Here is a 26,037-nt window from a genome sequence, read left to right as displayed (position 1 = left end):
TTTAGGATATTATTTTAAAGCGTTTTCATAATAATCCATTATAAACTCACAGTACATTGCATTTGCCCACGAAAACCACTTACGAGTAAACTTTGTAGGATCATCAACATGAAATCCTTCGTGCATATAACCGGTGCCAGCGTCCGTATTTTCAAAGATGGTAAGTAATTGCTCTTTTTCTGTCTCAGATTTCGTAGTAAGTCCCTGAATAGCTAATGCAATATGCCACACGTATTGCGATGGTGTGTGTGGACTTCCTACTCCTTTGGCAACTTTTCCTTCATAAAAATACGGGTTTTCTTTACTTAAAATAAATGCTCTAGTATTTTGATAAATTTCATCATCCATCTCACAGTATCCTAGATAAGGCATCGATAACAGACTCGGCACATTTGCGTCATCCATCAAATTATAGTTGCCATATCCATCTGTTTCGTATGCGTACAATTTTCCGAATTTAGGATGGTCAATAATTCCATATTGATTAATTCCATCTTGAATTTGTTGTTTTAGTTCGTTTACATTTGCAACAATCTCATTCGCTTGATAGATATTGGTTAGAATTTCTTCTATATACCCAAGAATAATACAAGCAAACATGTTAGAAGGTATTAAATAACCATAAGTACATGCATCATCGCTTGGCCGAAAGCCTGACCACGTCATACCAGTGTAACAAACGGGTTCTCCTAAGCCATCTCGTGTGAGTGTATCCGATTGTGGACCGTTCGTACGTTGAAACCGATAAGTAGAATCCTCTTCATGATGTTGTTCCACTTTCCAGACCTCAATTATTTTTTTCACAGCATTTAAAAAATGGTGATCAAAGTGTTTTGCACTACCAGTTTGTTTCCAAAATTCATAAGCTAATTGGATTGGATAACACAGTGAGTCAATTTCGTATTTTCTTTCCCAAACCCATTCTGACATATCAGTTATATCATTTTGTTGTCCTGCTCCTGTGGCCTCTTTATTAAAGGCATTTGCATAGGGATCAAGATTGATATATAAAATTTGTCGGTTAATTACTCCTTCTATAATGGAAGCGATGTTATTACTCTTGTTTGCAAGTGCTAAATAAGGCTTTACTTGTGCCGTAGAATCTCTTAACCACATTGCAGGAATGTCTCCTGTTATAATAAAGGTAGAGTTATCTTCAAGCTGTTCTACTGTTGTTTGAATGGTATTTTTAAAACAATTACAAAACATGGTTGCTAACTTTGGACGATTGGATAAATGCTTGGTAACTTTATCCATCATTTCTAACATTGATTCGGGAAGTGTATTTGTTGCCATCTATATAATTTCACCTCCTTTAGTAATTGATTTACAAATAGTATAATTGATATTATTAATATGTCAATAACAAAATTAATATTACATTTGAATATACTATTTTAATTTTCTGGTACGATCACTTAATCATCGGAGGTTCCCAATATCATTTTCTGTGAACACTAAAAAAATGCGACTTAACAAGAGAGTCGCATTTTTAGGGTTATTTTTTAACTGATACAGGTGCAGTAGAATTACCTATTATTAAACTAGCATCTAATAATACTCGTTTGGGATTTATATCTTGATCTTCCTTATTTCGAAGCTTCATTAAAAGCTCAAACACTTTTCGACCCATCTTTTCCTGATCCTGCGCTAAGTAGGTCAAGTGAAATTCACCTATATGTGTAGGAGGACTATCAAAACAGATAATCGAAATATCCTCTGGTATACGCATACCTAATTCTCTAACAGCTTCTTTTGCCATTTGGGCAATATAATATTCAGCAGCAAACAAAGCCGTAATGTTAGGATGTTCGACCATATGATTTTTTATCTTTTCGATATCTCTTTTAATATTTGGAGGTCTAAAAGAATTGGGGAGAGTTGACGTAATACTATTAATCCATAACTCTCTGTCTACAATTACGCCTTTTTCAGCATGAGCCTGAACAAATCCTTCAATTCGATCTTCTAGTGCAGTTGTATCGCTAGGAGGCGGTGTAAGGATGCCTATATATCGATGTCCAAGTTCTAGCAAGTATTCTGTACCTATTCTTGCAGCACCTACGTTATCTGTACTTACAGATGCAGTGGAAATCCCTTTTAGGTGACGATCAACAAGTACAAGTGGAAATTTATTTAAGACTAACTTTAATATTTCTTCACTAAAATACTCTCCTTGAGAAGGAAAAACAATAAGTCCATCCACACCAAGATTAACTAATTCTCTAATCGCCTTCTCTTCGATATCAGGGATTCCAAAGGAACGTCGTAACACAAGAAAACACGATTGTTCTGCTGTACATTTTTCAATGGACGAAATTAAAGCTGTACCATAGCTGTCATCAAAATCCGTTATCACTAAACCGATGAGTGGGGATTCCCGCTCTTTTTTATATGGTTTGGCTCCGTTTTCCATTGCCTCCACTTCATTATCCGAACTCATTTTAACAAACGAACCTCTACCTGGATGTCTAATGATCAAACCTTCTCCGGCCAGTAGCTCTAGTGCCTTCTTCGTTGTAATTCTACTAACGTCATATTGATGTGATAGCTCTTTCTCTGATGGCACACGATCCCCCTCTTTATAAACCCCAGAGGTAATGTCTTTCTTTATATTTTCGTACAAAACCTCATACAATGGCTTTGACAAAGCAAACACCTACTTTCATTACAAAAACATTTATATATGTTATATCATGTTATATCATATATGTAAAGAAATCAATTTAAAACACCTTAGTTAAAAGGAGCTAGTCTCATCCATAGACTAGCTCCTTCCATTCTTATAATGTAACGATAAACTTTTGAGATCCGCTCAAATTAATTTTTACACCATCTTCAACTTTTTCGAAATCCCCACTACTTACATGAGTAATCGTGTCTAAACCTTTAAACAAAATTGAATAAGATAATTGCTCGTTATGATTGGCTTCAATTGTTACCTCGTTACCATGACGACTTGCTGTAATATCTACTTGATTGTCCCCATTTATATCAGGTACAACAGCGGTGGCTTCCCCGCCATCTTGCAATTGATAGATACAATACGTAACATGGTCTCGATAATCATAATCCGGCTTGTCCATATTTGCACCAACTGGTAAAATCGTATTCTCTTTCACAAACAAAGGTAGACTCATATAATCATATTTTTCTTCTCTCCAAGATCCACCTTCTACTACTTCACCTGAAATGAGATGGGTCCACTTTCCTTTAGGTAAATAATAGTGACCAATACTATCTTCATTAAAAATAGGGGCAACTAGCAACGAATCTCCTAACATATATTGACGATCTAACACATGAGCATTAGGATCAGCCTCAAACTCCAAGATCATTGGTCTCATTACAGGAACCCCAGTCCGGTGATTTTCTACCGATTTTGCATATAGATAAGGCATTAATCTATTCTTTAAATTAGAAAAGTACTTCGTTACCTCAACAGCTTCCTGATCAAATAACCATGGAACACGATAAGAGGAACTTCCGTGAAGGCGACTATGACTCGATAACAATCCAAAAGCAGTCCAACGTTTAAATAAATCAGGCGATGCTGTATTTTCAAAGCCGCCAATATCATGACTCCAATAGCCAAATCCAGAAAGGGATAACGATAAGCCACCTCTTAAACTCTCTGCCATCGATTCATAGGTGGCATCACAGTCTCCACCCCAATGGACTGGAAATTGTTGAGCGCCTACTGACGCAGACCTTGCAAAGACAACTGCTTCCTTGTGACCTTTTTCTTTTTCTAGTAAATCAAAAACCACTTTATTATATTGATAAGCATAATAGTTATGCATACGATTTGGATCAGAACCATCAAAATATACAACATCAGTCGGAATTCTTTCACCAAAGTCTGTTTTAAATGAATCGACACCCATATCTAATAAAGCTTTTAGCTTACTCTCATACCATGTACATGCGTCAGGATTGGTAAAGTCAACGACCCCCATTCCTGCTTGCCATAGATCCCATTGCCAAACATCACCATTGTGCTTTGTAATTAAATATCCTTTTTCTTTCGCTTCATCAAAAAGCTTTGATTTTTCAGCAATGTATGGATTGATCCATACGCATATTTTCAAACCTTTCTCTTTCAGTCTCTTCAGCATCTCCTCTGGTTCTGGAAAAGCATCTCGATCCCATTCAAAGTTACACCATTCAAATTCCTTCATCCAGAAACAATCAAAATGAAACACACTTAAGGGAATATTATGTTCAGCCATTCCATCCACGAAATGATTGACTGTTTCTTCATTGTACTCTGTCGTAAAGGAGGTTGTTAGCCACAAGCCATAGGACCATGCTGGTGGTAACGCAGGCTTACCAGTTAACGTCGTATAGTTGGTCAATACTTCTTTTGCAGAAGGCCCATTAATTATATAATAGTCTAAGTCCTCTCCTGCGACACTAAATTGTGTTTTTGATACAGCCTCTGAACCTAACTCATAGCTGACATTTTCAGGATGATTCACTAATACCCCATAGCCTCGATTACTCAAATGAAATGGAATATTCTTATATGCCTGCTCTGAACTGGTTCCTCCATCTTTATTCCAGACATCGACAACTTGTCCATTCTTAACAAAAGGAGTAAAGCGCTCCCCAAGACCATAGATTTTTTCTCCCACGCTAAGATTTAATTGACTACGCATATAGCTTTCTTGATTCGGCCCTTTTATCCATGCCAATCCTTTTGAATCAATATGAGTCAACTTCTGCGTGTCATTATAAAATTCAATATTAAATGGATCTCGTTGAATGATGACTTTTATGGAGCCACTTGAATAAATAATTTGTTCCTCATTATCTTGAACCGTTGCTTCCACCGCTCCTTCTTTGACATCAAAGTTAGGTGTTTTTTTCACTCCCCCTTTATGATGCCATGTCTTAACTCGGACGACTTCTTCCATTGGAGCAGAAATTTGAATTGTTAGGGACGGTATGTTTAAAGTATCTCCTCTATTTGAAATGTACTTACATGGTGCATAAAGTGTTAAAATATTATCGGTAAACTTGATATCTCGAACAACTCTTGGATTATTTATCTCATATCCTTCTTTCACAAGCCAAAATCCATTAGTAAACTTCATACTTCACACATCCTTCTCGTTTCTTTGGTGTATATTATTTTACAGATCCACTTACCAAACCTTTCACTAGTTGCTTTTGCAGAATAACAAAGATGATGATAACCGGTAATACTGAAATAGTTGCAAAAGCCATTAAATCATTCCACTCAATTCCATAACGTCCAATCGCATTATAAATTCCTGCAGTTAATGGCCATAGATCTTGATTTCTATTAAAGGTTAAACTAAAAATCAGATCGCCCCATGAAAAGAAGAAAGAGATCGCTCCACAAACAACAATACTTGGATAGGATATTGGTAGAATGATACTAAGAAAGGTTCGAATGCGACCACAACCATCTATTCTTGCCGCTTCTTCTAATGCTTTTGGAATCCCAACAAAAAACGTTCTTAATATTAAAACCGAGAAAGGTACTCCTAATGTTGCACAAGCTAACACTGGGCCCCAATACGTATTTAATAAGCTAAGGTTATTGAACACAATAAATAATGGTGTCAAGATGACTGTTGCTGGTAACATTTGGGTAACAAGAAAAAGCAAAAGCATAGCACCTTTCCCTTTTACATTAAAACGTGCCAGACCGTATGCAGATGGAACAGCCAAAATCAACACAATGATCGTTGCCAAGCTAGAGATAATCAGACTGTTTAAAAAGTATTGAAATACATTATCTTTCAAGATCTCGGCAAAGCTCTCCAATTGAAAATTTTGCGGCCAGAACGTTGGAGTAGACTGAAATATTTCTGACTGATTTTTAAAAGCAGTAATGATCATCCAATATACCGGAAACAAAAATATTGCAACAAGCAGTATACCGATGATATTTAACATCCATTCTTTTCTTCTACTCATTATTAGGCCTCCTCATCTTTGTTGATCATGAATAGATAAATAACACTTACCACAAGCAATATTAGGAATAACACATTGGCGGTTGCCGAACCTAAGTTAAACTGAAATTCATCAAAGGAGAATCGATAAGCTAGTGTCGATAATACTTCTGTTGAATTGATAGGTCCTCCACCCGTCATGACAAAGACTAAATCAAATACTTTAAATGTATAAATAAAACCTAACATCATCACGACTAAAATTACGGGTCTAAGCAATGGAATCGTTATATGGACCAGTTTTTGCAACCAGTTTGCGCCGTCCAAACTTGCACTTTCATAAACATCATCAGGTAAACTACTTAAACCAGTAGAAAGTAATAACATATTAAACGGAATACCTACCCATATATTCGTTATGATAATACTCCATAACGATAGATCAGGGCTAGACAGCCATGGTATAGGATCATTTATGATACCAATGGTCATCAGCATTTGATTAAATATACCTTCTGTAGATCCCATCATAAACTTGAACAAAAGTGATGTAATGGTTAAAGGGATCAACCAGCTAATCATGACAACCCCTCTTAAAAAAGAAGCCAAACGGAATTTCATACTAAAAAATAGAGCGAGACAGAAGCCTAATACGATTTGAAATACAACACTACCAACTGTATAAACAATCGTATTCCAAATGGAAATACCAAATACTTCTTCATCTGCTATCGTTTTATAATTATCAAAGCCTACAAAATTTCTTTCCCCTGTAGCTAAGCTATTAAGATCAACATCTTGAAAACCTAAAATGATATTGTATATAAGGGGATAACCAATTAGTAGCAGCATAAAGATCACTGCCGGGAGTACAAATGCGTATTTTCCCCATTCACTGCGAAAGCTTTTCATAGCCTTCATCTCCTTGTTTTAGTTTGAGAATAATGGAAAGCCCCTATTTGACAGGGGCTTTCTTTTCCTTACTCTTTAATCGTTTCGTCTATTGATTTTGCTGCTTTTTCTAATGCCTTTTCAGGTGACTTCGATTGTGTTAGTGACTCTTGAAGCGCAATCTGAATTGCTTCAGAAATTGCTGGCCATTGTGGTGATGGCCCTCTTGGAACTGCGACATCCATCGTAGGAACAAACCCACTTAAATGTTCATCTTTATTCCAAAAATCAGAATTCTCCAATACATCTCTTCTAACCGGGAAAACACCTGTATCTGCAGTGAATTTCTCATGTCTTTCAGGCTCTAAGAACCACTTTAAGAAATCAAATGCCCCTTCAACATTTCCATCTTTTATAACCGTAAGATTCTCTCCCCCAAGTACAGATGCATATTCTTCATCTTTTGGAATTTGAGTAATAGAGAAATTAAGGTCTGGGTTTTCCTCTTTTAAACGTTCGATATTCCATGGACCATTAATCATCATCGCTAACTTTCCTGAAGCAAATTGTCTAGCTAAGTCATCTTGTGTAGCATTTACGACGCCACCATTCATCGAACCATCTTTGACAAGATTTGTTAGTAGAGTCATTGCTTCTAATGCCCCGTCAGAGACTAAACTATCGTAGTCAGCACCTGCTGATCGTAAAAATGGATAAAATTGAAATGCACCTTCTTCAGATTTAATCGCAGACATACCAAATCCTGTAGTCGATTCTGTTGTTAACTTATTAGCTACTTCTCTTAATTCTTCCCATGTTTCTGGTGGAGAATCAATTCCAGCATCTGCTAACATATCTTCGTTATAATATAAGCCTAAAGAGTTACTTCCAGCTGGTAAGCCGTAATATTTACCATCATATTTTACCGATTCAACTGGTCCCTCATAAAAGTTATCAATTTCTCCCCACTCTTCCACATAAGACGTAATATCTTCTAAAACACCTTGTTCAGCAAATGCAACATTATCAACAACATCCATCTGAGCCATATCTGGTAACGTACCACCAGCTAGTCCAACAGACAATTGCTTTTTCACATCAGCAAAAGGTACATATTCTCCTTCCACTGTATACTTATCTTGTGATTGATTATACTCATCAATTAATTTCAAAAATTCATCTTGCTGCTTACCTGTGTAATAATACCAAATTTTCACTGCATTAGAATCTTCTGCAGATTCGCTAGATTGTCCATCTGTAATGGAATCTCCACCACCACATGCGGCTAATACAAGGACAAACAAAACAGAAATCATTGCTAGAACTTTTTTCATTATAAAAACCTCCTATTAATTTAAAATTAGTCTATTGGAACATAGAAATCGTTATCATTACTGCCATGAATAATTACCATCCCCTGACTAGTATGTTTGTTACATCTATCTAAGTACAATAATAATGACTTTTTTCGACATTTTCTTGTTCATTTCTATCATTTTATAACACAATTCTGATATACTGTTGATAAGGAGGTTGTCGTGATGGATAAGAAGCGGTTAATCGAAGATAGAAGTCATGGAGACCAAAAGTTTCCCCTCAAGATTTATGAAGAAGATCACCTTGATAGCCATGGAGTTATCTTCGGTTTGCATTGGCATTATGAAATGGAACTAACCTTATTAGAAAAAGGACCAGCCATTTTTCAAATTGGTTCTTCCAGCACCATCGTACAACCTGGTGAAGCCGTCTTAATTCAGAGCGGCCAACTTCATGCTGCCTATCCTTATCAAGATAATGAATTTAAGATTACTGCAGTTGTCTTTCATATCAATCTTTTAAGAAGCTTTATTTATGATGATATTGAAACGCATTTTTTAGACTATATAAAACACCTTGAAATCGGTCATCCAATATTATTTAGATCAAAGTCCAAGTGGGAAAAAAATATCCTGGGTAACCTAACACAAATTATTCAATACGATCAAACCCGTCCAAAAGCTTATAAACTTTTTATTAAAGGGCTATTGTTTCAGATCATAGCTGAATGGATGGGGAATTATTCTTTTCCAAAACAGCCAATTCGCGATGAAAAAACAGAACATATCAAAAAGGTTTTGCAATATATTGAGGAAAATTCACACATGAAAATAAAAATAATGGACCTCGCATCCCTTGTACAAATGAGTGAGGGCCATTTTAATCGCTTCTTCAAATCTTTTGTAAGAATGACACCAGTAGAATATATAAATTTTGTCAGGGTCCATCATGCCACAAGATTATTACGGGAAACCAACTATAAAATACTTGAAATTTCGCTAGAAGTAGGTTTTGATAATCAAAGTTATTTTATTCGTACATTTAAAAAACATAAAGGATGTACCCCATCAGAGTTTAGGAAAGCGAATGGGATTAATTCTTGATTTTCTGGTAAAGAGGGAATAATACAGAGGGCTAACTAAAGATCTCATTTATTGTATTTTTCTACTGTTTATCTTATTGTTACGTTGGATTGCTATTTTAATCACAAAGAAATCCAACAATTTTCAAGTAATCAAAACGGTAATCAATTGGGTTTCATTGGCAAATAGTGCATCAAATATAATCACTAAATTTGTATTACCAAAAGCATATTCCAGATATCAATTAGAAACAGGTATACAATTCACTTTTAATCGAATCTTCCATTATTCAATCAACGATTGAAAATGAACACATCATTGTTCCCAATTCCTATTTCTTAGAGGAGCATGTGGTAAACCGTTCCTATAGTGATCACTTCGAATTCCTATTGGGTAGCTTATGAATCTGATGTAGAGCTTGTTAGATATTTACTGTTACAGGTTGCTGAGGATGAAAGAATGGCGTCCGGAAATATTTTAACTGACCCGGAACCTTTTGTTAATTTTGTTGGATTCGGTGAATCTTCGCTAGACTTTGAATTATTTATATGGATTCCAAAATCTACTTTAGTTATTAAAACTACAAGTAATATCAATTTTCGGATTGATAAAATCCTTAATGACAATCATATTGAAATTCCCTTTCCTCGACGAGATTTACATATCAAAAGTGTTGCAGGAAAAGATAAAATAGAATTATGAACAACATAGGCAATTATTTAGCAAAATTATGGATGATTGCTTATCAATTTGTTTCAAACAGAGAGGAAGAAAGTATATGCCAAACAAATCTGTCGAAAAAATTATTAGTCAATTTCCTGATCCTATCCAAGAAATCACCAACAGCTTACGACAAATAGTCCTTGAGTCATCAGATAATTTTAAAGAAGAAATAAAATGGGGAATGCCTTCTTATAGCATTAATAATAATATTTGCTACCTACAGCCTTCAAAAAAGCATGTTAATTTAGGTTTTTATGCAGGAGGTCAGTTAGACGATAAATACAATCTATTAGGTGGAGAAGGCAAAAAAATGCGACATATTCGTGTGAAGAATATAGCCGACGTGGATGAAACTGCATTCGGATATTATATCAATCAGGCTATCGACCTCGATCGTTTATAAAGTGAGACTTCCATCATTGGGGGTTTTTGACCCCCAATGATAGTTAGTGAAACTTATCAGGGTGTAGCGTCCGTAAAACCCCACTTGATGGAAGTCTCGCTTTATCTATCAAACTAGGTCTGTGAAATTTATCTCCTCCAATGATCAGGCTTTTCTAAATATTTTGGAATTTTAGTATCCAGATCACCTTTTGTTGCATTAATCTGAGATTGAGTAAGAAAAAGAGCATCTGTCAAATCAGCACCATATAATTTGGCATCTCTAAGGTCCGCTCCGATAAAATCAGCTTTTCTCAAATTACTATCGCTTAAGTTTGCTGCTATTAATAGCTTCCCGCGAAAGTCTTCACCTTTTAAATCTAATCCTGCTAAATCGGCAGCTAATAAGTCAGCAGTTTTTTTGATTTTTTTACTTTTATTTATCAGGTCGTCTCGATATAACTTGCTCGTCTCTTTTAATAGTATGTTTACACTACTTCTATGTTCAGTAATATTTATTTCAAGAATCTCCTTAGGGTCCTTCTCAGTAAGTTTAACGGTATCATCGTAAAGGATTTGTAGGCTATCATGAAAGGATTCTGTTTCCTTTAGTGTTAATGCCTGCTTAAGGTACCAGAGCATTTCATGTAGTTGCTGGACAACAGGAAATACAGCAAACATTTCTTCTGCATGATCACTATCTTCACGCCAGTCTTTTCCTTTATAGATAGTCTGTGAAACGTGTTGGCCAGCACCGAAACACTCATAGCTTACACATCCGTTAAAGCCTTTTTCTCTCAATTGATCATGAATAGAACACAAGTTATTGGAGCATAAATTTCGGCAAGGTTCCCCGACGTCTTTGTGGAAAGGAAAATCATTAGACTTTCCAAAAGGTAAAGCTACACAACATAAAGCAAAGCAATTTTTACAATCCGATTTTAACTCATGCATCGTTTTCAACACGCCCTATTATTTTGATGTTTTGGAAATGCTTTCAATAGAAATTTTATCATATTTTTCATAAGCCTAATTCCTCTTTTTCAAGAAATTTTGGGATTATTATTTCTTTCTCTTAACACTCGAATGGTTACACTAATTCTTTCTTTATAATTAAATAATTGGGTTAATCTTTATTAAACTTATCTACTTCTGTCATCAAATTATGAATCAATGATTTGACAGTTTGTCTTTTGGCTAATCTTGGACTTTGCCCAGACCAGAGTGACATATAATCACGATTATTTTGTGAGAAAGAGGCTTTTCTAATTGTTTTCGTTAAGCTGTTTTGCACAGGAAAGTCTGGCAAGGATCCTTCATGTTGTTTCATCTCTGTTATAAATTTATTGTTAATTCCTCTCGCCCATTTTCCTGAGAAGGCGCGAGTTAAAGCGGTTTGGTCTTCAGTAGCATGAAGAATTTCTTTAATATGTAACTTATTAGCTCCACTTTCCTCACAAGTTAAAAAAGCAGTCCCCATTTGAACTCCCATTGCTCCTAAACAAATAGAAGCCATTAACCCTCTTCCATCCATTATTCCTCCCGCAGCAATAACAGGGATTTTCACTTGGTCAACAACCTGTGGGATAAGCGACATTAGACCAATTAAACTTTCCTTCTCCCCAGCCAAAAAGGTTCCTCGATGTCCACCTGCTTCACTGCCTTGCACAACAACAATATCCATTCCACATTTTTCTATTTCTATTGCTTCTTTAACAGTTGTAGCTGTTCCCACCAGAATAATGTTATGTTCTTTTAACTCCTTAATCATTTCTTTAGAAGGAATACCAAAGGTGAAAGAGCAAACAGGAACTTCTTCTTCGATTACTACCTTCATTTGTTCGTGAAAAGTTTCTGTTACTTTACTAAATGTCGGAATATCCAATTTATCTTCAACATGCAATTGTTCCCGAATAGGTTGCAATAACTGTTCAGCTGTGTTGATTTCATTTTCTGTCATATCAAATTCTTCTGGAACAAAGAGATTCACACCAAAAAAGTTGGATGTTAACTCCCTTATTTCTCTTATCTGTTCACGCATTTGAACAGGAGACATATAGCCTGCGCCAATCATTCCTAGACCACCATTATTCGAAACCTCAGCTACTAATGTTGATGTTGTTACGCCACCCGCCATTGGTGCCTGAATGATCGGATATTGAATATGCAAAAGTTCAGTCATTTCATTTTGAAGCATCATCTACACCTCTTTTTCTAGAATCTCTTTTATATCATTGTATAACATATTTATCCATTTTAATATGGTACTTGAATGATTGTTCGATAGATTTATTATAGTTTAACAAAATACTAGTTCCTAATCGACAGAGGAATGATTAATTTATAGAGAAACGTCGATTTGGTGCGTTCTATTCGACGGTTTGATGGCTATTCCTGGTGAAAACGCCGATTAAAACGAGTTCTCAACGCTCAGAACTAGACATCTCCAGAAATACTGTCTCTAAAAAATTCGGTCTGTGACCTACTACTGATCTAGTAGGTCACAGACCTGAAATTACTCTGGTTATGATAGTTTTACTCTTCTATAAACTAGAAAACCTATTCCAATGATTAAGATGATGCCACCGAATAAGAGAAAGGTATACATGTTAGTAGCCGTATCTGGAAGACGTTCTCCTTCTTCTTGATTATGTCCATCATCGGAACTTGCTTCATTGTTACTTTCAACATAAACTTCTTGATCACTGTCTTTTTCAGAATCTGCTTTATCCTCTTTATCCTCTTTATTCTCAGCATCTTCATTGTCAGTTTCTCCATCTGTGTTTTCATTATCATCTTCAGATCCGCCGTTGTCAGTTTCGTCTCCGGATCCTTCTTTATCATTTGTGTCATCTGGAGTTCCTTCATCATTATTATCTTCTTTCGGTTGTTCTGGTTCTGGATCCGGATCTGGTTTTGGTTTACCTGGCTCTTCCCCTAATAAGTCTATAATACGACCTTCGATAACCGGATCAACCTCACCATTTAGGTCTTCTACCATATAATCGCGTAATTGTTCCCAATCGATTTCACCGATATCTTTTACACGCCCCTCATCATATGCTTGGGCAAATACGTCAAAACCGTCTCCACCTTTACCAGTGAAATTGTTTGTAGTTACTAAATAAGTCTGATTTAAATCAATCTCCTCGTATTCACCATCGATTTCCACTTCCATGGTAATGATACGAGATCCAGGTTCTTTGGTGCTATCATAGTTAAATTTCATACCAGCAATCTGTAAAAAACCGCCACTCTCTGCTGGGGCTTGACGGACACTATGCTCAAGTATTGCTTTAATTTCCGCTCCTGTTAATTCAGCCACCACTGGATCATTGCCAAACGGTAACACAGCGATCACTTCTCCAACAGTAATCGGACCTGCATCTATTGCCGCACGAATTCCTCCACCATTTTGCATTGCAATAACAACGTCAGGATTTTTTTCCTTTGCTTTGGCTAACATGGCGTCTGTAATAAGGTTGCCTAATTCTGTTTCATTTGCACGAACACTAACATCACTATCACCGAGACGGGGATTTGGAATATCCTTCATTGCAACTGCACCTGTTTCTTGATTAGCTAACTCATCTACTTCTACTTTGTAATCGGCAAGTACTTCCGCGGCTTCTGGATCAGCTTCTTTTTCACTTACATCCATTAATTGACCGGCGTGACCAGTGACTACTCCATTCTCGTCGAACGCAACCTCTAATGTCCCTAACAATTGAGCGTATTGATGTGCCTGAACGATTACAGTAGGATCTTTTTCAGCACCAGTTTCATCTGTTGAGACAATGGTTGGTTCATCTAATCTTGTATGAGAGTGCCCGCCAACAATAACATCAATTCCATCCACATTTGCCGCTAGCTGTAAATCATTTCCCATTTCAGGATTACTATCATAACCAATGTGGTTTAATGCGACAATTTTGTCGACACCTTGTTTTTCAAATGTAGCAACTGCCTTTTCTGCTTCTTCCATATAATTCAAGAACTGAACATCTACTGGGCTGGAAATATTAGCTGTATCTTCTGTCGTCAATCCAAAAATACCAACCTTTTCACCATTCACTTCTTTAATTATTCCATCATAGACCGATCCATTTTCTGGTGAACCTGTAATAGCATCAGCATTTACATAACTACTCATAAATGGATCCGCTGAGAAATCAACATTAGTCCCTAGGAATGGAAAATTTGCTGCCGCTACAAATTCTGATAAAGACTGATGTCCATCTTCCCCTGAACCTAAGTCAAACTCATGATTGCCAAAAACCATCGCATCGAAATCCATCATGTTTAGTAATGCCAAATCAGCTTGTCCTTTAAACTGATTAAAATACAATGTACCTGAAAAAACATCCCCGGCATGGAATAACAATGCGTCAGGATTTTCTGTTCGCACTTCCTTTATAGCGGTTAACATTTGAGGTAATGGCTCCACATGTGCATGTGTGTCATTCATGTGCATGATTGTTAACGAAAAATCCTCACTATCATCCTCGGCAGCCAACGTACTTATAGGTAAAACAAACATTAATACTAGTACAATAATTGCAAATATTCGTAAAGAAAAACCAATACGCATATCTCTAGTCATTTAATCGTTACCTCCTAATAAATGATTTTCTATGAATCTATTTTTCACTCTGCTAATCGTCCTTGAAATCACAACTGATGGAAGTCTCACCTTATGTTAGGACATGAGAAGTATGTAATTCCAACAATTTGTGAAGTGTCAGTATCCCCCTCCTTTGTTTACCATCTTCTATCATTCTAGGAATTCTCTATTAACCTACAATTAATTATTCGTAAAATGTATGTAAAACTACTATTTTATACCAATTATATAAGATTTCCTGCTCACAAACAAAAAAAGACGTCCATTCAAAATAAAATTAAGAATGTCGCCTTTTTTGTCATCATAAAGTGAGACTTCCATCAGTGGGGGTTTTTGCCCCCTACTGATCGTTAGTGAAACTTATCAGGGTGTTAGCTTCCGTTGCTTCTTTGATTTACTCGAACCTAGAAGCAGGGGTTAAACGGACGATTAACACAGTGATAAATTATACTCTCATTGAGTCTTTCAGAAACTTACCAGTATAGGAAGCTCTAGCGTATGCTACATTTTCCGGAGTTCCTGTTGATACGATAGTACCACCGTTATTTCCACCTTCTGGCCCCAAATCAATCACCCAGTCAGAAGCACGAATAATATCGATGTTATGCTCAACTACAATAACTGTATTTCCACCTTCCACTAATTTATTTAGCAAAATTAATAGTTGCTTCACATCTTTAGGATGTAATCCATTGGAAGGCTCATCTAATAAATAGAGTGTGTGATTTTTTGCTTTTTTATTTAATTCTTTGGCTAACTTCAGTCGTTGTCCTTCCCCACCTGAAAGTGTTGTTAACGATTGTCCCCATTTCAAATAACCTAATCCTATTTCAATTAGCAACTTGATTTTAGGAGCTAATGTTTTATGATTTTCAAAAAGTTCCATTGTTTCTGCAATTGACATATCGAGAATATCAGAAATAGAGTAACCCTCATATTTCACCGTTAATAGCTCTTCTTTGAATCGGGTACCATGACATACCGGACATATCACTTCTAGGTCATAGATGAAGTGCATATTTAAAGAAATAAATCCGAGACCTTGGCAATTTTCACATCTACCACCAGCAGTATTGAAGGAAAAGTCTTTTGCTCGAAAACCTTGTTCTTTCGCTTCTGCTAAGTTGGCAAATAAATTTCGTACAGTTGTAAACATATCTGTATAAGTGGCTACATTAGAGCGTTGCATCCTACTTAAACCTGTCTGACTAGCGGTAATAACTTCATCTATTGATTCTAAGCCCGTTATACTATCACATCCTGTTACATCTTGATTTGCCAAAATATCAAAGATAAGCGTCGATTTTCCTGATCCTGAAACTCCAGAAATAGAAACGAAACGGTTCAATGGAATGTCTACAGATATATTTTTTAAGTTGTGCTTAAAGGCATTTTGAATATGAATTGCTTGTCCAGTACCTTTTCGCCGTTCAAATATAGTATTTTTATCTTTGCTTAAAAACGCACCAGTTACAGAACCTGTTTGTGCTTGTAATTCTTTTACTGTTCCTTCCCCAACTATTTCTCCTCCACCACTACCGGCTTCTGGACCCATATCAATAATATGGTCTGCTTCTTTCATAACATCAACATCATGTTCGATAATTAATACTGTATTTCCTAAATCTCTTAATTGCTTCATAATATCCACTAATCCTTTTGTATCTTTAGGGTGAAGTCCTGCTGTTGGTTCATCTAAAATATATAAAACTCCTGTTAATCCAGAGCCTAGAAGAGAGGCTAAGCGTAATCGCTGGGCTTCACCACCAGACAATGTAATAGTTTGCCTGTCTAGATTCAAATAACCTAATCCAACTTTTAACACCCTACTTACTTTTTCTAACAAATCATGCAAATATGTTTCAATAAATATTTTTTGTCCTTCTGTTAAGGATTTTTGAAGATTTTGTAGCCAATCATAAATGTCTTCTAAAGAAATGGTGGTTAGATTCGTTATCGAAGTATTATGAACAAGTACATCTCGACTTTCTTTATTCAATCTTTCCCCATGACAATCTGGACATGTTTGGGAATGAAAAAGCGTTGCTTCATTTGATTGACCACCTTTTTCCTTATACCTTCTCCAAATCGCAGTTAGTACTCCTTCAAATTTTCCTTTTGAAACAGTTTTTGGTGGTTTTACATCGGGAAAGTGTGCTTTAAATTGTTCACTTTCTACTCCATAAAAGAGCAAATCACGTTGGGCAGTGGAATAGTCTTTTAGAGGGAGATTCTCGTCAATTGGAATTTGATAATATTTTGCAGCCATTAACACATTATGTTTTTGATAATCAAAATAGGTGCCACTCATCCAAACTTTAACACAACCATCATTTAAGCTTACACTTTCGTCAAAAACCATATCTTTTTTAATATCACTTACTTCTCCAAGACCGTCACAAGTTGGGCATGCACCTTCAGGAGTATTGAAAGAAAAGTGAGAGCGGGTGAATTTTTCTAAGCGAGTATTACATTGGGGACAATGAATGTATTGGGTATAACCTGACGTTTCTTCTTGCATTGTCTCCTTATCAAGAGAAGGCAAAATAGAAAATTGACAATTGGGACATTTCCGCTCTCCAAGTCGTTCATAAATAAGTCGTAAATAGGTGTACATGTCTGTAACCGTTCCAACCGTTGACCTTGGATTTCGATTCGTTATTTGCTGGCCAATACTGATAGATGGTGATAGTCCGATCATTGCCTCTACCTTTGATTTACTTACACTATCTGTTGCCATACCTAAAGACTCCATATATTGGCGCTGGCATTCTCGTTGTAACGTGTCCATAGCTAAAGTTGATTTTCCTGATCCTGATGGTCCTGTTAAAACGACTAACTTATTTTTAGGAATCGATACAGAGATGTGTTTTAAATTGTTTTCATAAGCACCTTTAATTTGAATACTGGTCATAGAATTTCCTCCCTATTTTTATGATTCACAAACCATTCTATTACATTAATGCAAGTTATAAGGTTAATGTAAAAAAGAATTGTTTTTTGAACAATTATCCGTCACATGGACTTTAATGTTTTGCTCTAAAGTTTGAAAATACAAAGCAAAATGTTGATAATAGTTGTACGACTATAGGAGGGATAGCATGGTTCGCCCAATAGATATTGCAAGAAAACTAAATATTAGTACGAGTGCTCTTAGACATTACGAATCATGGGGAATCGTACCTAGATCGATAAGGAAAGAAAATGGTTATCGAGTTTATACAGAGGAACATGTAGCATATTTTGTATGCATACGAGCACTAAATACTGGCTTTGGCATGGGTTTTGTTAATAAAATTATGCCTCTTGTTCAAAAAAGAAAATTTACAGAAGTACTTTGGTTAGTAAATGAAAAACAAGCAGACCTACATAAAGAAAAGGAAAAAACAGAGAAAGTAATCGAAGTATTGGAAATAGAAGTTGCTGAAAAAATTCCGGTCAGAAAACAGAAGGAATTCTACACGATTGGTGAAGTTGCTGAAGCCTTGGATGTGCCCACAACCGCTTTACGATATTGGGAAAAAGAAGAATTAATAGAGCCCAATCGTGATAAAGTGAATGGCTATAGAAGATATACCAAATCAGATATTAGTAAACTGTTAATTATTCGAACACTTAGAAAAGCATTTTTTTCTATCGAAATTATAAGGGAAATGATAAAAGAATTTGATAACAATAACATTACGAAAGCAAAAAAGGTTGCGAAAGACTCGCTAATTTATATGGATTATTTAGTGGAAGAGCAATTAAAGGGTCAGTATTATTTATATAAACTGTTTGAACAAGTAGAAGCTATGAAATAAACATCAAAAACCTCTTAAGCATTGTTAACAACATTTAAGAGGTTTTTCAAAATGAGAACCGTTATTAGGGTAATAGACTGATTTAAGTTAATTCATATATCGGTATTCCATTAAGCGCTTCAGCATGTCAATTTCTTCTATTAAATCCTCTCCAACATTTGTTTCTCTCACCTTTTTTCGTTCGAGTTCTTTATCTACTACTCTTCTTACTGATAAAACATCTGCACCATTTAACAGTACATCTTCCTTTGAATTAAAATGTTGATGCGAAACGAGCTGCATACCAAATGAATTATATAACAACGTATAACCGGCAATACCAGTTGTCGACTGATATGCTTTGGAAAAGCCGCCGTCAATCACAATCATTTTGCCATTAGCTTTGATTGGATTCTCCCCTTCCACTTCTTTAACAGGAGTATGTCCATTTATTATATGCCCTTGATCAGGATCTAGATCAAACTCTTCTAACATTTTTCGGCATACTTCTTCGTCTTCTCTCAAATAAAAATACGGGTTCTTTTGCTCTTTATGTGCTTCCTTATCATTAATGAAATAGCGCTCGAAGGTTGTCATCGCACGTTTGCCAAAGAGTGATGAATATTCCCCTGTCCAAAGATACCAAACCATATCTGTTGCCAGATCGTCTGTCTGTTCCAAATTCACAAAAGCATGGCGTAAATATTTTTCAAATTTATCCAGTAAATCACGGCCTTTATATGTTTTGCCTTCAATCTCCATCTGTTCCATGTTGCCATCTTTATCAATCGGAATACAGCCGTGAATTAATAAATTTCCGTTATATCTTAAATAAAGGCTCCCTTTTTTCATCAGAAACTTCATGTGTCTCGATAATTTCTCTGAATATTGTACAGAAAGCAAAAGTTTATCCATTACTTCCTCTTCTTCCGGTAACAGTTTTGCTGGATTCTCCGGGTCTACTGTAGCAAAGCACGTGTTTTCAAGTGAATAAGTTTTACCGTACACCGTTACTTCGTTATTCTCATAATCTACTTTCTCCAGTAAAAGTCTTTCCGACATGTTAAAAAATGGCCGCCGTTTAATAATCGGGCTTTCCAGTTTAAATTGAATCATTGCTATCGCTTGATGGATTTTAGTAATTTGTAATGCTTCATCAGCTGAAAGTGGTCTGTCCGGATGTTCCTTAGGTCTAAAAACAGGATTATCATCATAGTATTTCTCCGCTAAATTAAGTAATGGTCTGAGATTGATACCATAAACATCTTCAATAATATCGAGGTTATCATAGCGCGCACAAATACGAATAATATTGGCAAGGCAAACCTTTGAACCAGCATAAGCACCAATCCATAAAACATCATGATTTCCCCATTGGATATCAAGAGAATGATAGTTTATTAACGTATCCATTATTTTATCTGGATCAGGTCCACGATCATAAATATCCCCTACTACATGAAGATGGTCTACTACCAGCTGTTGTATCGTATAAGCAAGTCCTGTAATTAATTTATCAGCTTGGCCAAGTGTAATAATTTGCTGGACGATTTTTTCATAATATGGTTTTTTGTTGGAGTATTTATCTGATTTATAAAGTAATTCTTCGATGACATAGACAAACTGTTCAGGTAATGCTTTACGGAGCTTCGATCGAGTATATTTAGATGATGCGTAAGGAATCAGCTGAATCATATCGCAAATGATTTTCTCATACCAATCCTGTAATTCCTGTTTATTGTTAAAGTTATTATTTTTGATTAATTTCAATTTCTCTTCAGGATAATATACTAAAGTCGCAAATTCATTAATCTCTTGTTGTGTCAGCTTATCCTTAAAAATGTCAGTAATTTTTTCTTTCACTTTACCTGAGCCATTTCTAAGCACATGTTGAAATGCATGGTATTCCCCGTGCAAATCACTGACAAAGTGCTCCGTTCCTTTTGGTAAGTTAAGAATCGCTTCCAGATTAATAATTTCGGTTACCACTTTTTCTTCACTGTCATACTTTTCTGCAAGTAAGTCTAAGTACTTCGTATTCAATGTAAATATATCCCCTCTCAGTGATTTATATAGCATTATTGTAACAATTAATGCAACACATATCTAGTTTTATTACTTTTAACGTACTCTTTTTACGCAAAACTGCTACATTAAAAAATTATTTCTCGGGAAATATCGGTAGCACTCCTCATCTATTTCGTTACAGCGTCGATTTACGCTATAATAGCCTTCAGGAGGGATTACATGTCGACATATACTGTCATTGGCGGTGGAATTGCCGGAGCTTCTATAGCTTATCATCTTGCCAAAACCGGTAATTCTGTTACTGTCTTTGATCGCTCAGACAATGGACAGGCAACATCTGCTTCAGCAGGTATCATTTGTCCTTGGGTAAGCCAACGCAGAAACAAAAAGTGGTACAAACTTGTACAAGAAGGTGCTCGTTATTACCCAGATTTTATTCAGGAACTTGAGGAAGTAACTGGACAATCCACTGGTTATAAAAGAAATGGCGCGATTTGCCTTTTTAAAGATGAGCGAATTCAACAACTTGCATATGAGAGAATTTCTGCAAAACAGGATGATTCACCAGAAATGGGAGCTGTTCGCAAGCTAACCGACGCAGAAGTGAAAGAAATGCATCCACATCTGACCAATAACTATCCTGCAGTCTTTGTAGAAGGTGGAGGGCAGATAAGTGGAGATCAGCTTCTAACAGCATTAAAGGAAGGTATTCATACTCACGGTGGAAAATGGATTCAGCAAAACGCAGATCCAGAAAAATGTGAAGGAACTATCATCTATGCAGCAGGTGCATGGGCAGGTGAATATTCTAACAAACCGAATGTTCGCCATCAAAAAGCGGAACTACTACATCTCGAATTGCAAGCAGAGGATGGTCATACTCCCTCTCCTGTTGTAATGGGGTTAGGACCGATGTATATCGTTGAAACAGGATCAAACCATTATGCAATCGGAACAACACACGAAGACACCGATGAATTTTCCATTACGCCGTCTAAAGAAAATCAGGATTATTTACATGGTGAAGCAAAACGGTATTTTCCTCTAGCGGATATTAGCGATCAATTTATGGCTGTAGGATTACGTCCTTTCACAAGGGATTCATTGCCATATATCGGATGGACTGAAGATCATATTTTTTCAGTGAATGGGTTAGGTTCTTCTGGATTAACAGCTGGACCCGTAATCGGCAGAGAGGTTGCGGCATATTTAACAGGCAAAGAAACCGTTTTGAATTTGGATGATTATGCTTATATTTAAAAACGGATGGTATTGAATATGATTTTGGAAGATATAAAACATATATATATCTAGCGAACAATTCGAGAAGTACATATCGAATCCATTACTGGCTAGTAAATCAATTAGAAGGGGCTGAATAATGCGCAGTATCAATATTTTTCATCCATCTATTAAAGAAGAAAATGGGAGGTAAAAGTATTGATTCAACATTTAAACACAGAAAGATTACATTTAAAGAGAATGACTACTGATGATGCTGCTAGTCTGTTTACCATTTGGTCGGATCCTAAAGTGACGGAATTTATGAATATTAGTAATTTCACAACACAAAACCAGGCTGAAGAAATGATTAGTTTTCTTGACCAGTTGGCACAGGATCAGAAAGCAATTCGCTTTACCATCATAGAAAAGAAAACCAACGAAATTATAGGATCTTGTGGATATAATTCTCTTGATTTTGATAATGAGAAAACTGATATAGGCTATGAGATAGCAAGGGATCACTGGGGTAAAGGGTATGCGCCAGAGGCAATTTCATCCCTTATTCAATACGCCTTCAATACATTACATTTCCATCGAATCGAAGCTAAGGTAGAACCGGAAAATATTAATTCGATTAAAGTACTGGACAAGTTAGGTTTTACTTTTGAGGGGACATTAAGACAGTGTGAGAAATCTAAAGATAGGTTTATTAATTTAAACATGTATTCAAGGTTGAAAACGGATTAAGATAATTTTTCATCAGCCAAACAAAAACCTCAAAAACGTTGTTAACCAACATTTTTGAGGTTTTTTACATGAATCTTAATGCATACCTTGTTGTGGAGCTTTTGTATATGCCTGTAGCATATTATTCATATCTTGAGCATCTAGTTTTGGCAGTTGATAATATCCATGTTTGTTTTGATATAGGAATAGTTCATAACTCATCTCGATCATGTTCGGCACACTATCAGCAATGATGCGGCGTAATACTGGATTGTTCATCTCTACCGCTGCCATAGTGAGACCAGAAGCCATTGATTTTGTATGGCCTAACATAAAAGAAGAATAACATTCATCCGTAAATTCATTAACAGACTGCTTTGGTTTTTTTGGTTGCCCAGCCTGTGTTCCATAAGTAACTTCATTATTTTGCTGCATTTTATACTGCTGTGTTGGTACCTGAGGATCTTGGCCTGTTTGGAAGCTTTCTACGATTGTGTTATACAGTTGCGTGAGAAAGGAAGTTTGACGTTGCAAGATGTTTTTTAATTCTTGATCTTGAATATTTTGATCATACAACTGATACTGCTCCATCATCCCGATTAAGCCACCAATTAATTCATGGGAATCCATCATCTCGTGAGCACCATGATTATGACTAGTCCCTTGATTCGCCATATTCTGTGGCATTTGTGCATTGTTTTGCATTTGGTTTTGATTTTGATTTTGCACTATAGTAACCTCCTGTATTTAAATTCAAGTATATATTTTCCTGTAAGGGAACATTTATGTATAAGAATTTTCTTTATAACAAAAAAACTCGTAAATGTTGTTTCTTAACTTTTACGAGAATTAATGATTTATGCTTTATGTAAATAATAATATAAAATATTTAGAAAAAAATGCATTTAGTTTTTCTGAGGATTTATTATAAACTTATACATGGACTTTTTTATACTTCTTCTATTATCTTTTCAAGGCTAGTTGTCGAATAATGACCATTTATTCCAGGTTTCGTAATCAAATAATGCAAAATTTCTGTATTCTCTAATGATAATGTTGTTTTTAGACCATGAATAATAATACTTAAGTATTCTTTAGAAGGTGTACTAAAAGGAACATCAAAATCCCAGTCAGCTGTAAAAGTTAAAATTGGATAACCTTCCTCTTCACCTAAAAATAAAATCGTTCCGTACCATGAATCTCTAAATGTCTTAAACCCTTTCTTCATCACTTCATCTAAATTAATTTTTATGTTTGCACCATTATTTTCCTGTTTGACTACATCCATAAACTGTTCAACTGTTATTAAATATTTTCTACTGTATGTATAGAACTTCTCATCTTTGCTTAATCCAATAAAAGCTACACCTTGTCTTTGCCAGCGCTGTGACTCTTTTGCAAAGTATAGAGGATATCGCATAATATGTGTTGCTTCTGCAAGGGGAAGGGATTTATCTCTACACCCTACCTCTCTCTTTTCAGAACCTCTCGGGCGTCCACCTTTTATATAACATAAAAATCTTTCCCTACTTAAATTAGAACCATAGCTTGCATACCAAACATATGGTACTTCGTTTGACGCAGACAATTTATCATCACCCCCAACTTATTTATATTATAACCGTCAGTGGACAATTAGCACCGTGATAAAAAATGTCAAAGGTACATATAGGTTTAGTTTTTGCATTCCTTAATAAACGCGTCATATATCCGTTGCATTGTTGGATCTTTACTCGCCATCTCTTCTGGATGCCATTGTATCCCCATTATCATAGGTGATGTTTTATCTACTCCTTCGACGGCTTCAATGACACCATCTGGGGCTGCCGCTACTTTTTTCAGATTAGGCGCAAGCTTATCAATCGCCTGGTGATGCATGCTGTTTACTTGGATATTTGTACTGCCGAGAATTTGATATAACCTACTCATTTCATCAATCTGAATATAGTGGGTTGGCTCTGGTCTTGCCGCTTTCTGGTTATGGTTTATTGCAAGAGGATTACTCGTTTCTATATCTTGAATCACTGTCCCACCTAATGCAACATTTAACATAGTTGCACCTCTGCAAAGCCCTAAAATAGGTTTACTCTGAATTTGTGCATATTTCACCAATTCAATTTCTGTAAAGTCACGTTTTTTATTGGTATTCTGGATTTTTGGTGTTGGATTTGATCCAAAAGAATTGGGGTCGATATCTTCCCCACTGCCTAGTATAATTCCGTTACAAATACTCACCCATACTTCCGCCATCGTTTCTGAACCAGTGGGAATGATAATAGGAATACCACCCGCTTGTATTACTGACTGTATATGTTTCTCATGTAGATTATAACTAGGAATGTTATTGTGACTAACGATCGAAGAAGTAATTCCAATAACAGGCCTGATAGAAGGTTCCACGATTAACACTACCTTTCACTACCTGATAATATCTTCATGTATCATACTTAAAACCTTTATTATTTTGCAAAAAAAAGGGGAAAAATATACTCTTAATATTGGAATAACATAGTTATAAAGTGAGAATTCCCTCAGTGGGGGGACGATTAGCACCGTGATAAATAACGAAAAGCCCTCTTTGAAGAGCGCTTTTCGTTTCGGTATTATCCTACAATTATTGCATAGTTTGGTAAATTCACCGTTTTAGCTATGCTATTAAGTTGTTTTTTGATCAGCACATTGTTATTAATTAAGAATTTAATTTTTTTAAAACCGGAATTTTTATATAATTCAAAAGAAAGGGCTAATTTCGGTGTCATCTCTTGACTGATAACCTTCATATCTTTGCAATCTACTTCTAACACATAATCAATGGTTGAAACGGAACCTAATTGCTTATGATAATCTTGATGAAATTTCTCTGCTTGTTCTAGCGTAAAAGTCCCAACTATATTCATATAGACGATTTTACTTGTGGCTTTAACATCGATAATATAACCACCGTCTTCTGTCATATTTTCTATTTTTGCCATCTTTACCTCTTCCTTTCTCTCTCGATGTATCTATGTTACTCCCCCTATTGATAGACTTAAACTTCATTGCATTAATAGAAACGGCGTCAATTTATATAAAGTAAGACTTCCATCAGTGGGGGTTGTACGGACGATTAACACCGTGAGAAATTATACCTGAATAATATTTTCTCTTTTTAGTTTGACTGATGTCTCTATGGTACTAACAAATAGTTATTCTACAGCAAATTAATGATAACAGCAATATACACAATATGTACTAAGAACTAGATCTAATTATCTAACATTATTGATTCAGAAAATTATTGCAGCATTTAGCTTGAGTATTAACCAAATAATGGTGTTGATACATCTAAT

The 26,037-nt window shown here is 35.7% G+C and carries 21 protein-coding genes; 6 read left to right on the top strand and 15 right to left on the bottom strand.

The annotated features are described in order from the left end of the window. Positions 1–9: 9 nt before the first annotated feature. From ACTWP4_RS07685 to ACTWP4_RS07660, 6 genes are all read right to left on the bottom strand, one after another. Positions 10–1,296: a glycoside hydrolase family 125 protein gene (locus ACTWP4_RS07685; RefSeq protein ID WP_443128173.1), complete on the bottom strand. Its 1,287-nt coding sequence runs from the start codon at positions 1,294–1,296 to the stop codon at positions 10–12. 202 nt (positions 1,297–1,498) lie between these two features. After that, complete coding sequence (locus tag ACTWP4_RS07680) at positions 1,499–2,659, bottom strand: GntR family transcriptional regulator (RefSeq protein ID WP_443128172.1); 1,161 nt, start codon at positions 2,657–2,659, stop codon at positions 1,499–1,501. A 124-nt stretch (positions 2,660–2,783) separates the two neighbouring features. After that, entirely contained in the window at positions 2,784–5,099 is a 2,316-nt protein-coding gene (gene yicI, locus ACTWP4_RS07675) for an alpha-xylosidase (RefSeq protein WP_443128171.1), read from the bottom strand. Between the two features lie 34 nt (positions 5,100–5,133). Further along, on the bottom strand, positions 5,134–5,952 hold the full coding sequence (locus ACTWP4_RS07670; RefSeq protein ID WP_443128170.1) for a carbohydrate ABC transporter permease: 819 nt from the start codon (positions 5,950–5,952) through the stop codon (positions 5,134–5,136). Positions 5,953–5,954: 2 nt separating this feature from the next. Continuing rightward, positions 5,955–6,842, bottom strand: coding sequence for a carbohydrate ABC transporter permease (locus ACTWP4_RS07665; protein WP_443128169.1), 888 nt, complete (start codon positions 6,840–6,842; stop codon positions 5,955–5,957). Between the two features lie 68 nt (positions 6,843–6,910). Next, positions 6,911–8,155, bottom strand: coding sequence for an ABC transporter substrate-binding protein (locus tag ACTWP4_RS07660; RefSeq protein ID WP_443128168.1), 1,245 nt, complete (start codon positions 8,153–8,155; stop codon positions 6,911–6,913). 207 nt (positions 8,156–8,362) lie between these two features. Between ACTWP4_RS07660 and ACTWP4_RS07655 the strand changes: the two genes are divergently transcribed. From ACTWP4_RS07655 to ACTWP4_RS07645, 3 genes are all read left to right on the top strand, one after another. Beyond that, positions 8,363–9,241 carry a helix-turn-helix domain-containing protein gene (locus tag ACTWP4_RS07655; RefSeq protein WP_443128296.1) on the top strand — a complete coding sequence of 293 codons (879 nt, stop codon included), beginning with the start codon at positions 8,363–8,365 and terminating at the stop codon, positions 9,239–9,241. A gap of 348 nt (positions 9,242–9,589) precedes the next feature. Continuing rightward, entirely contained in the window at positions 9,590–9,922 is a 333-nt protein-coding gene (locus ACTWP4_RS07650) for a hypothetical protein (RefSeq protein ID WP_443128167.1), read from the top strand. Between the two features lie 76 nt (positions 9,923–9,998). Next, positions 9,999–10,346 carry a DUF1801 domain-containing protein gene (locus tag ACTWP4_RS07645; protein WP_443128166.1) on the top strand — a complete coding sequence of 116 codons (348 nt, stop codon included), beginning with the start codon at positions 9,999–10,001 and terminating at the stop codon, positions 10,344–10,346. A gap of 128 nt (positions 10,347–10,474) precedes the next feature. Here the strand turns inward: ACTWP4_RS07645 and ACTWP4_RS07640 are convergent, their stop codons facing one another. The 4 genes from ACTWP4_RS07640 to uvrA all read right to left on the bottom strand — a co-directional run bounded on the left by ACTWP4_RS07640 (position 10,475) and on the right by uvrA (position 17,862). Then, a complete protein-coding gene (locus ACTWP4_RS07640; protein ID WP_443128165.1) occupies positions 10,475–11,278 on the bottom strand; it encodes a pentapeptide repeat-containing protein in 804 nt (267 codons plus the stop codon). Between the two features lie 172 nt (positions 11,279–11,450). Continuing rightward, positions 11,451–12,521: an NAD(P)H-dependent flavin oxidoreductase gene (locus ACTWP4_RS07635; protein WP_443128164.1), complete on the bottom strand. Its 1,071-nt coding sequence runs from the start codon at positions 12,519–12,521 to the stop codon at positions 11,451–11,453. A 327-nt stretch (positions 12,522–12,848) separates the two neighbouring features. Continuing rightward, positions 12,849–14,927 (bottom strand): 5'-nucleotidase C-terminal domain-containing protein, encoded by a 2,079-nt coding sequence (locus tag ACTWP4_RS07630; protein ID WP_443128163.1) that lies wholly within the window; start codon positions 14,925–14,927, stop codon positions 12,849–12,851. A 466-nt stretch (positions 14,928–15,393) separates the two neighbouring features. Further along, the gene (gene uvrA, locus ACTWP4_RS07625; protein WP_443128162.1) at positions 15,394–17,862 is read right to left on the bottom strand and encodes an excinuclease ABC subunit UvrA; all 2,469 of its coding nucleotides are present in this window, start codon (positions 17,860–17,862) and stop codon (positions 15,394–15,396) included. 187 nt (positions 17,863–18,049) lie between these two features. Between uvrA and ACTWP4_RS07620 the strand changes: the two genes are divergently transcribed. After that, the gene (locus tag ACTWP4_RS07620) at positions 18,050–18,751 is read left to right on the top strand and encodes a MerR family transcriptional regulator (protein ID WP_443128161.1); all 702 of its coding nucleotides are present in this window, start codon (positions 18,050–18,052) and stop codon (positions 18,749–18,751) included. Positions 18,752–18,838: 87 nt separating this feature from the next. Here ACTWP4_RS07620 and ACTWP4_RS07615 read toward each other — a convergent pair whose 3' ends face one another. Then, the gene (locus tag ACTWP4_RS07615; protein WP_443128160.1) at positions 18,839–20,773 is read right to left on the bottom strand and encodes a fructose-1,6-bisphosphatase; all 1,935 of its coding nucleotides are present in this window, start codon (positions 20,771–20,773) and stop codon (positions 18,839–18,841) included. A 204-nt stretch (positions 20,774–20,977) separates the two neighbouring features. On the opposite strand from ACTWP4_RS07615, the gene ACTWP4_RS07610 reads away from it, so the two are divergent. Then, positions 20,978–22,018 (top strand): NAD(P)/FAD-dependent oxidoreductase, encoded by a 1,041-nt coding sequence (locus ACTWP4_RS07610; RefSeq protein ID WP_443128159.1) that lies wholly within the window; start codon positions 20,978–20,980, stop codon positions 22,016–22,018. Between the two features lie 180 nt (positions 22,019–22,198). Then, complete coding sequence (locus ACTWP4_RS07605) at positions 22,199–22,729, top strand: GNAT family N-acetyltransferase (protein ID WP_443128158.1); 531 nt, start codon at positions 22,199–22,201, stop codon at positions 22,727–22,729. Positions 22,730–22,804: 75 nt separating this feature from the next. On the opposite strand, the gene ACTWP4_RS07600 is transcribed toward ACTWP4_RS07605, so the two are convergent. The 4 genes from ACTWP4_RS07600 to ACTWP4_RS07585 all read right to left on the bottom strand — a co-directional run bounded on the left by ACTWP4_RS07600 (position 22,805) and on the right by ACTWP4_RS07585 (position 25,680). Further along, entirely contained in the window at positions 22,805–23,437 is a 633-nt protein-coding gene (locus ACTWP4_RS07600; protein ID WP_443128157.1) for a spore coat protein, read from the bottom strand. A 220-nt stretch (positions 23,438–23,657) separates the two neighbouring features. Continuing rightward, complete coding sequence (locus ACTWP4_RS07595) at positions 23,658–24,296, bottom strand: hypothetical protein (protein ID WP_443128156.1); 639 nt, start codon at positions 24,294–24,296, stop codon at positions 23,658–23,660. An 86-nt stretch (positions 24,297–24,382) separates the two neighbouring features. Continuing rightward, positions 24,383–25,117, bottom strand: a complete 735-nt coding sequence (locus tag ACTWP4_RS07590) for a gamma-glutamyl-gamma-aminobutyrate hydrolase family protein (RefSeq protein ID WP_443128155.1) — start codon at positions 25,115–25,117, stop codon at positions 24,383–24,385. Between the two features lie 194 nt (positions 25,118–25,311). Then, entirely contained in the window at positions 25,312–25,680 is a 369-nt protein-coding gene (locus ACTWP4_RS07585; RefSeq protein ID WP_443128154.1) for a hypothetical protein, read from the bottom strand. Positions 25,681–26,037 lie beyond the last annotated feature (357 nt).

This window comes from Gracilibacillus sp. D59, from assembly GCF_052246695.1.
Classification (GTDB): Bacteria; Bacillota; Bacilli; order Bacillales; family Amphibacillaceae; genus Gracilibacillus.
The sequence above is the reverse complement of the archived record's forward strand: the minus strand, read 5'-3'. Positions and strand labels throughout refer to the sequence as shown.

Coding starts and splice junctions, on each gene's coding strand:
- uvrA (WP_443128162.1), bottom strand. CDS start 17,862: ATGACCAGTATTCAAATTAAAGGTGCTTATGAAAACAATTTAAAACAC.
- ACTWP4_RS07665 (WP_443128169.1), bottom strand. CDS start 6,842: ATGAAAAGCTTTCGCAGTGAATGGGGAAAATACGCATTTGTACTCCCG.
- ACTWP4_RS07645 (WP_443128166.1), top strand. CDS start 9,999: ATGCCAAACAAATCTGTCGAAAAAATTATTAGTCAATTTCCTGATCCT.
- yicI (WP_443128171.1), bottom strand. CDS start 5,099: ATGAAGTTTACTAATGGATTTTGGCTTGTGAAAGAAGGATATGAGATA.
- ACTWP4_RS07670 (WP_443128170.1), bottom strand. CDS start 5,952: ATGAGTAGAAGAAAAGAATGGATGTTAAATATCATCGGTATACTGCTT.
- ACTWP4_RS07610 (WP_443128159.1), top strand. CDS start 20,978: ATGTCGACATATACTGTCATTGGCGGTGGAATTGCCGGAGCTTCTATA.
- ACTWP4_RS07660 (WP_443128168.1), bottom strand. CDS start 8,155: ATGAAAAAAGTTCTAGCAATGATTTCTGTTTTGTTTGTCCTTGTATTA.
- ACTWP4_RS07585 (WP_443128154.1), bottom strand. CDS start 25,680: ATGGCAAAAATAGAAAATATGACAGAAGACGGTGGTTATATTATCGAT.
- ACTWP4_RS07620 (WP_443128161.1), top strand. CDS start 18,050: ATGGTTCGCCCAATAGATATTGCAAGAAAACTAAATATTAGTACGAGT.
- ACTWP4_RS07640 (WP_443128165.1), bottom strand. CDS start 11,278: ATGCATGAGTTAAAATCGGATTGTAAAAATTGCTTTGCTTTATGTTGT.
- ACTWP4_RS07635 (WP_443128164.1), bottom strand. CDS start 12,521: ATGCTTCAAAATGAAATGACTGAACTTTTGCATATTCAATATCCGATC.
- ACTWP4_RS07630 (WP_443128163.1), bottom strand. CDS start 14,927: ATGACTAGAGATATGCGTATTGGTTTTTCTTTACGAATATTTGCAATT.
- ACTWP4_RS07655 (WP_443128296.1), top strand. CDS start 8,363: ATGGATAAGAAGCGGTTAATCGAAGATAGAAGTCATGGAGACCAAAAG.
- ACTWP4_RS07685 (WP_443128173.1), bottom strand. CDS start 1,296: ATGGCAACAAATACACTTCCCGAATCAATGTTAGAAATGATGGATAAA.